Source organism: Microvirga sp. P5_D2, assembly GCF_054049475.1.
Map to the genome: position 1 here is coordinate 26,596 of NZ_JBFUMH010000053.1, position 6,133 is coordinate 32,728.

Sequence of the window (6,133 nt, forward strand, 5' to 3'; positions counted from 1 at the left end):
ATGCAATAAAGAGAATCGCACGCCGCGCGGATAATTGCAGGAGGGACCTATGGATCTCCACAACAGTCAAAGCGTCCACAAGTGCGCCGCCGAAGCCATCGGCACGTTCTGGCTCACCTTTGCTGGCTGCGGAAGCGCCGTCATCGCCGCCGCTTTTCCGGATGTCGGCATTGGACTACTCGGTGTTTCTCTCGCCTTCGGCCTGAGCGTTCTCACCATGGCCTATGCCATCGGCCACATCTCGGGCTGCCATCTCAATCCGGCCGTCACCGTGGGCCTTGCGGCAGGTGGGCGCTTTCCGAAACAGGATATTGCGCCCTATGTCGTGTCGCAACTGCTCGGCGCAATCATCGCGGCTTTCGTGCTTTATCTCATTGCGTCCGGCGCCCCCGGTTTCGACGTGGCCAAAGGCTTCGCGGCCAATGGCTACGGTGCGCATTCGCCCGGCAATTACAGCCTGATCTCCTGCTTCGTCGCCGAGGTGGTGCTCACCATGATGTTCCTCTTCATCATCATGGGCGCAACCCACGGCAAGGCGCCGGTGGGCTTCGCACCCATCGCCATCGGGCTCGGGCTCACGCTCATTCATCTCGTCGGCATTCCGATCACCAATACCTCGGTCAACCCGGCGCGCAGCACTGGTCCCGCCCTGTTCGCGGGCGGCTGGGCCTTGGCGCAGCTCTGGCTGTTCTGGCTGGCGCCGCTGATCGGCGGAACGCTCGGCGGGCTCCTCTATCGCTGGCTCAGCGAAGAACCATCGGCGCAGGTCACGGGCATCGCGCCCGCCACGCCTGCCGAATGAGGAGAACATCATGAATCATGTTCGTAGCGATGAGCAGGAATCCATCGGGCAGCGAAGATTACATCTTGCTGCAAGCACCATGCTGGCATTCGGGCTGGCGGCGGCAAGTTTCGGCCTCACCACAACCGCGCGTGCGCAGGCGATCACCGAAGCCGAGGCGCGGTCCATCGCAACCGATGCGTATCTCTACTTCTACCCTCTCATCACGATGGATGTGACTCGAAAGCAGCTATCGAACACACCGCCGGCGCCAGGCAGCATCGGTGGGCCGATGAACACTTTCGTCAACATTCCGGCCTTTCCCTCCGCCGACATGAAGGCGGTGGTGCGGCCCAACTTCGATACCCTCTACTCCAGCGGATGGGTCGACCTGACCAAGGAGCCGATGGTTGTCTCCGCGCCTGACACGGGCGGGCGCTACTACCTGCTGCCGATGCTCGACATGTGGACCGATGTCTTCGCATCGCCCGGATGGCGCACCACCGGCACGCAGGCCGGCAACTTCCTGCTCGTTCCGCCCGGCTGGCGCGGCACTAACCCTGACGGCTTTACACTTATCGAAGCTCCTACTCCCTATGTCTGGATCATAGGACGGACCAAGACCGACGGGCCTGCGGATTACGACGCGGTTCACAAGATCCAGGCCGGCTACAAGCTCGCTCCACTGTCCGAGTGGGGCAAGACGCCGAAGCCGGTCGAGGCCAAGATCGACCCGAGTGTCGATGTAAAGACGCCGCCGAAGGTGCAGGTCGATACGATGGCGGGCGACAAGTACTTCGCCTATGCGGCTGAACTTCTGAAGCTGCACCCGCCGCACGCAACCGACCAGCCCATCATTGCCCGCCTGAAGCGGATCGGTTTCGAAGCCGGCAAGGATTTCGACGTCTCGAAACTCGACCCGGCCGTCAGAAAGGGCATCGATGGCGCGCCCAAGGCCGCACAGCGTCTGATGGAATGGAAGATGCCGACCTTGGCTCGCGTCGCCAACCATTGGTCGATGAATACGGACACGATGGGTGTCTACGGCAATTACTATCTCAAGCGCGCCATCGTCGCGCAGGCGGGGTTGGGCGCGAATCTGCCCGAGGACGCGATCTATCCCCTTAGCCTCGGCGACGAGGAAGGCAGGCCGCTCGACGGAGCAGGCCGTTATGCGCTGCATTTCGAGGCGAACGCATTGCCGCCTGCCGAAGCGTTCTGGTCTGTCACGCTCTACGACAATGAGGGATTCCAGGTTGCGAACTCACTCGACCGCTTCGCCGTCAGCAGCTGGATGCCTTTCGCGCGCGATCCCGACGGCTCCCTGACCCTCTACGTGCAGAACGAGAGCCCCGGAAAGGACCGCGAGGCGAACTGGCTGCCCGCACCGAAGGGGCCGTTCAATCTCACGATGCGGCTCTATGCGCCCAAGTCGGAAGCGCTCACCGGCCGCTGGAACCCGCCTTCCGTCACCAGGGCGGCAGGCGTGCCGGGCCTGGCAGCGCAGTAAGGTGTGGAAAGAGAAGCCTGCTCCACAGAAGCTCACGGGTCCAGCCGGAGAAATCCGGCTGGACCTTGGCGGAGAACTGGGTTCAGATGCTTCCGCAACGCATGCTGAGACGGAGTAGTCCGATGAGCCATCGTGTGCCCTCGCTGTCCAGCGTGTTACTGGCGGCATCGATCCTGACGGGATCCGGTTTCGCGGCGCGTGCCGCCGATCCGATGCTTGGGCCGCCGGTCATCGATGCACCCGGCCAGATAGCGCCGGCATGGAGTTTCCGGTTCACACCCTATGGCTGGCTCACCGCCCTTGACGGCACGCAGACCGTGCGCGGGCGTTCGGTGAAAGTCGATGCGAGCTTCATCGACATTGTCGAGAAGAGCGACACGCTAGTAGCCCTCATGGGCGATTTCGAGGCCCGCTACGGCGCGCTTGCTCTCTACACCGATGTGGTGTGGAGCAAGATTGGCGCCGAGAACAGCAACGTCCGAACCCGTAGCCCTGCGCCGGGCGTGACCGCGACAATCGGGACATCCACCAAGCTGGATATCGAGATGGCCATTGCGGAATTCGGCGCGGCCTACGAGGTGGCGCGCTCGGGACCGGTGGCTTTCGATATCCTCGGTGGTGCCCGTTACTGGTATCAGGAAGCCGATCTCTCGTTCGATATCGCGGGCGCCATCGATGTCGGCGACCTTCAGGTGGCCGGCTCCCGGGCGTTCGCCAAGTCCGGCTCCGTCGACTGGCTCGACCCGGTGATCGGTGCGCGCATCCGCTATGCGGTGGCGCCGGGTCATGAACTCTTCCTGCGCGGCGATATCGGCGGCTTTGGTGTCGGAAGCGAGTTTTCCTGGCAGGCCATTGGCGGCTATGGCTTCGAACTCGGCACCTACCAGAGCGTCACCTTCTCAGGCGTGATCGGCTACCGGGCTCTCTCGGTCGATTACGCCCAGGGCGAGGGCCGGACGCGCTATGAGTTCGACATGCTGCAGCACGGCCCGGTGCTCGGCATCAGCGCACGGTTCTGATCAGTGGCAGGTTGCACATGCCGGTGTCTTGCCATGGTCGCGGCATACGGATGGTTGGAATGCTCGACAAAAGCGGAAGCCCAGAGACATTGAGCTGGTCGGGTAGCCAGGGGCGTGTTCAGTTTAACGTCACATAACAGATCCAGTGGCTCAACAGACGCGGATACGGCGTGCGATTCTGGTCGTGTCGGGCCATGCATGATCAGATGTCCTAAGGCAGTTCAGAAGGGAGTTCACGTGATGCGCCTTAGTCGCAGTATACGGGCTGGCATTCTCCTTCTTGCAGCCTGCTTCACCCCGGCCGCTGCGCAGGATGCGGATCTTGCCAAGAAGCTCAGCAATCCCGTTGCCAACCTGATTAGCGTGCCGTTCCAGTTCAACTACGATGGCAGGATCGGTCCGGGAGACGATGGCGGTCGCGCGACGCTGAACATTCAGCCGGTGGTTCCCATCACCCTCAATCCCGAATGGAACCTCATCTCGCGGACGATCCTGCCGATCATCTCGCAATGGGATCTCGCGCCCGGCGCGGGCCATCAATTCGGCTTGTCCGACACGACGCAGAGCCTGTTCCTATCCCCGCAATCGCCAGGGTCTGGCGGCATCATCTGGGGCCTCGGCCCGGTCCTCCGCCTACCGACCGCGACGGACGACCTGCTTGGGGATGGCCGGTGGGGCGCCGGGCCGACGGCCGTCGTGCTCAAGCAGACCGGTCCATGGACGGTCGGCGCCCTCGCCAATCAAGTCTGGTCTGTCGGCGGGGCTACCCGCAGCCAGGCAGGCAACGTCAACGCGACGTTCCTGCAACCGTTCATCTCGTACACGACCGCCGACGCATGGACCTTCACGCTCAACAGCGAGTCCACCTTTGACTGGGCCAACGACAAGGTGACCGTGCCGATCAACGGGATCGTCGCCAAGCTCATCAAGGTGAACCGGCAACCAATCAGTCTCTTCGTCGGCGCGCGGTATTACGTTGTCTCGCCGGAATCAGGGCCGAAGGGATTCGGACTGCGGGCTGGCGTGACGCTCCTCTTCCCGAAGTAGTCTGAGAACGCATCAATGATATGTTCCCTGTACGGCAGGGTCGACAGCATCAATAGGTGTATCAGCCTGGGTCGCCAGCATAACTGTGTAGTGGCTGCCATGCCGTGGGCGTGGCGCACGATCCCACACGCCCACGGCTTATCCCTTGGGCCGAGCCTGATCGGCTCGTCCTAAGGGACCTCCATCATCACACGGCCGTTTAGATGACGAGTAAGTCCGAGCTGGTCATCTTGAGATTCTTGGACAGGGTGGCGAATTCTACCGCCTTGCCGCTCCCAGAACCGTCCGCATCGTACAAAAGGACGCCCTTCGCCTTGTTGTAGATGATGTAGTCGTTCTGGTCCTTGGCCTTGGTGCCGATCGTGAAGAAGTCCTTGTTCAGCTTGCCGGGTTTCAGCTCCGTGCCTTTGCCGAGCTTCTTGAACACGGCATTGTCGAGCTGGAAATAATCATCATTCACGTTGAAGTCCGTCACCTTGTCGACGTTCGACTTGGACGCTTTTGTATCGAAGATGAAGGTATCCTTGCCGCCCTTGCCCGTCAGCGTGTCTTTTCCGCCTCCACCGGTGATCTCGTTCGCTCCATCGTTGCCGATGATGACGTTGCTGAGCTTGTTGCCGACGAGGTCGATGGCCTTGTTGCCGCTGATGGCGACTGCCTTCTGGTTGCTGCCGGTGAGCGTATAGCTCTCGGCAACTGTCACCTCGTTCATGGCGCTGAGCTTCGCGTTCATCACGCTTACGGCACCCGCCACACCCATATCCAGGGCGGCGGTCTGGCCTATCTTGAGGCCAGTCAGGAGCAATTCATGGTCGTCGACGACGAGGTCGAAGGGCGTGCGCACCGTGAAGCCGATCGTCGTCGTCTGCCCCTTCGCGAGGCTGCCGTTCCAGGGGGCATTCTTCAATTCGTACACGTCGCTGGTGCTTGCGTCCTGAACCTTCGAGAGTTCGGCGCCCCAGATCGACGTGATTTCGTATGCGCTGTTGAGGAACAAGCTCCAACCCGCGAGGCTCGCATCGGCTTTGACCGTCAGCGTGACCTCGAAGCCACCCCACCAATTCTTCCCGGGTGTGATCACGAGCGCACTGGGAGTCACTTTGATGCCGTCGACAGGCTCCGCCGACTGGAACAGGTCGCGGTACTTGCTCTCGAGTTCCAGGCCGAATTTGAAATCGAAACCTTGGTTCGAGATGTTGGAGCCGTCGCCGGAGCCGTCGGTGTCACCATAGATGATGTCGCGACCGCCACCGCCATAGAGCTTGTCGGAGCCCGCACCGCCGACGATAGTGTCATCGCCGCTTTGGCCGTAGCCCAAGTCGTCATCGTTGCCGCCGACAATGACGTCGCTGACGTTGCCGCCGTAAAGCTCGTCGCGTCCGTCGTTTCCGTTGAGCTGGTTGAAGCCCTCGTTGCCGTAGAGGCGGTCGTCGCCGCCACGCCCGATCAGGGTCTCGCCGTCATTGCTGCCGTACAGGTCAAGCGAGCTGTTCGCGCGGACCGAGATGCCGCGGCCGGCGCCGGGCACGCTGCTCCATGCCGTCGGGAGATCGGTCGTGACCGGCTTCTCCTCAACCAAGGCGAGGACATCCTTCATCGACAGCTTCTTGCCGTCCGCGAAGACGAATGCCTCACGGGTGCTATCCCGCAAGCCGCCGAAGTCGTTGATGACGATGGCATCGCCGCTGCCGAGGATCAGAGCGATCTTGTCATGGGACGGGGTTCCGATGCGGTTCGTAACACCGGTCACGAAGGTGGCGCCGATGATCTCCGTTG

General features: G+C 61.9%; 5 protein-coding genes. 4 read left to right on the forward strand and 1 reads right to left on the reverse strand.

Translation table 11 applies throughout. The annotated features are described in order from the left end of the window. Positions 1 to 49 precede the first annotated feature (49 nt). The 4 genes from aqpZ (at position 50) to ACXJKO_RS15295 (ending at position 4,357) form a co-directional block, all read left to right on the forward strand. Complete coding sequence (aqpZ, locus tag ACXJKO_RS15280; protein WP_457091942.1) at positions 50 to 802, forward strand: aquaporin Z; 753 nt, start codon at positions 50 to 52, stop codon at positions 800 to 802. A gap of 79 nt (positions 803 to 881) precedes the next feature. Next, positions 882 to 2,291: a DUF1254 domain-containing protein gene (locus ACXJKO_RS15285; RefSeq protein WP_457091947.1), complete on the forward strand. Its 1,410-nt coding sequence runs from the start codon at positions 882 to 884 to the stop codon at positions 2,289 to 2,291. Between the two features lie 122 nt (positions 2,292 to 2,413). Then, positions 2,414 to 3,310 carry a hypothetical protein gene (locus tag ACXJKO_RS15290; RefSeq protein WP_457091943.1) on the forward strand — a complete coding sequence of 299 codons (897 nt, stop codon included), beginning with the start codon at positions 2,414 to 2,416 and terminating at the stop codon, positions 3,308 to 3,310. A 240-nt stretch (positions 3,311 to 3,550) separates the two neighbouring features. Next, positions 3,551 to 4,357: a transporter gene (locus tag ACXJKO_RS15295; RefSeq protein ID WP_457091948.1), complete on the forward strand. Its 807-nt coding sequence runs from the start codon at positions 3,551 to 3,553 to the stop codon at positions 4,355 to 4,357. Between the two features lie 199 nt (positions 4,358 to 4,556). Here the strand turns inward: ACXJKO_RS15295 and ACXJKO_RS15300 are convergent. Next, positions 4,557 to 6,133 (reverse strand): cellulose binding domain-containing protein (locus tag ACXJKO_RS15300; protein WP_457091944.1); only part of this gene is annotated, 1,577 nt, incomplete at its 5' end.

Coding starts and splice junctions, on each gene's coding strand:
- ACXJKO_RS15285 (WP_457091947.1), top strand. CDS start 882: ATGCTGGCATTCGGGCTGGCGGCGGCAAGTTTCGGCCTCACCACAACC.
- ACXJKO_RS15290 (WP_457091943.1), top strand. CDS start 2,414: ATGAGCCATCGTGTGCCCTCGCTGTCCAGCGTGTTACTGGCGGCATCG.
- ACXJKO_RS15295 (WP_457091948.1), top strand. CDS start 3,551: ATGCGCCTTAGTCGCAGTATACGGGCTGGCATTCTCCTTCTTGCAGCC.
- aqpZ (WP_457091942.1), top strand. CDS start 50: ATGGATCTCCACAACAGTCAAAGCGTCCACAAGTGCGCCGCCGAAGCC.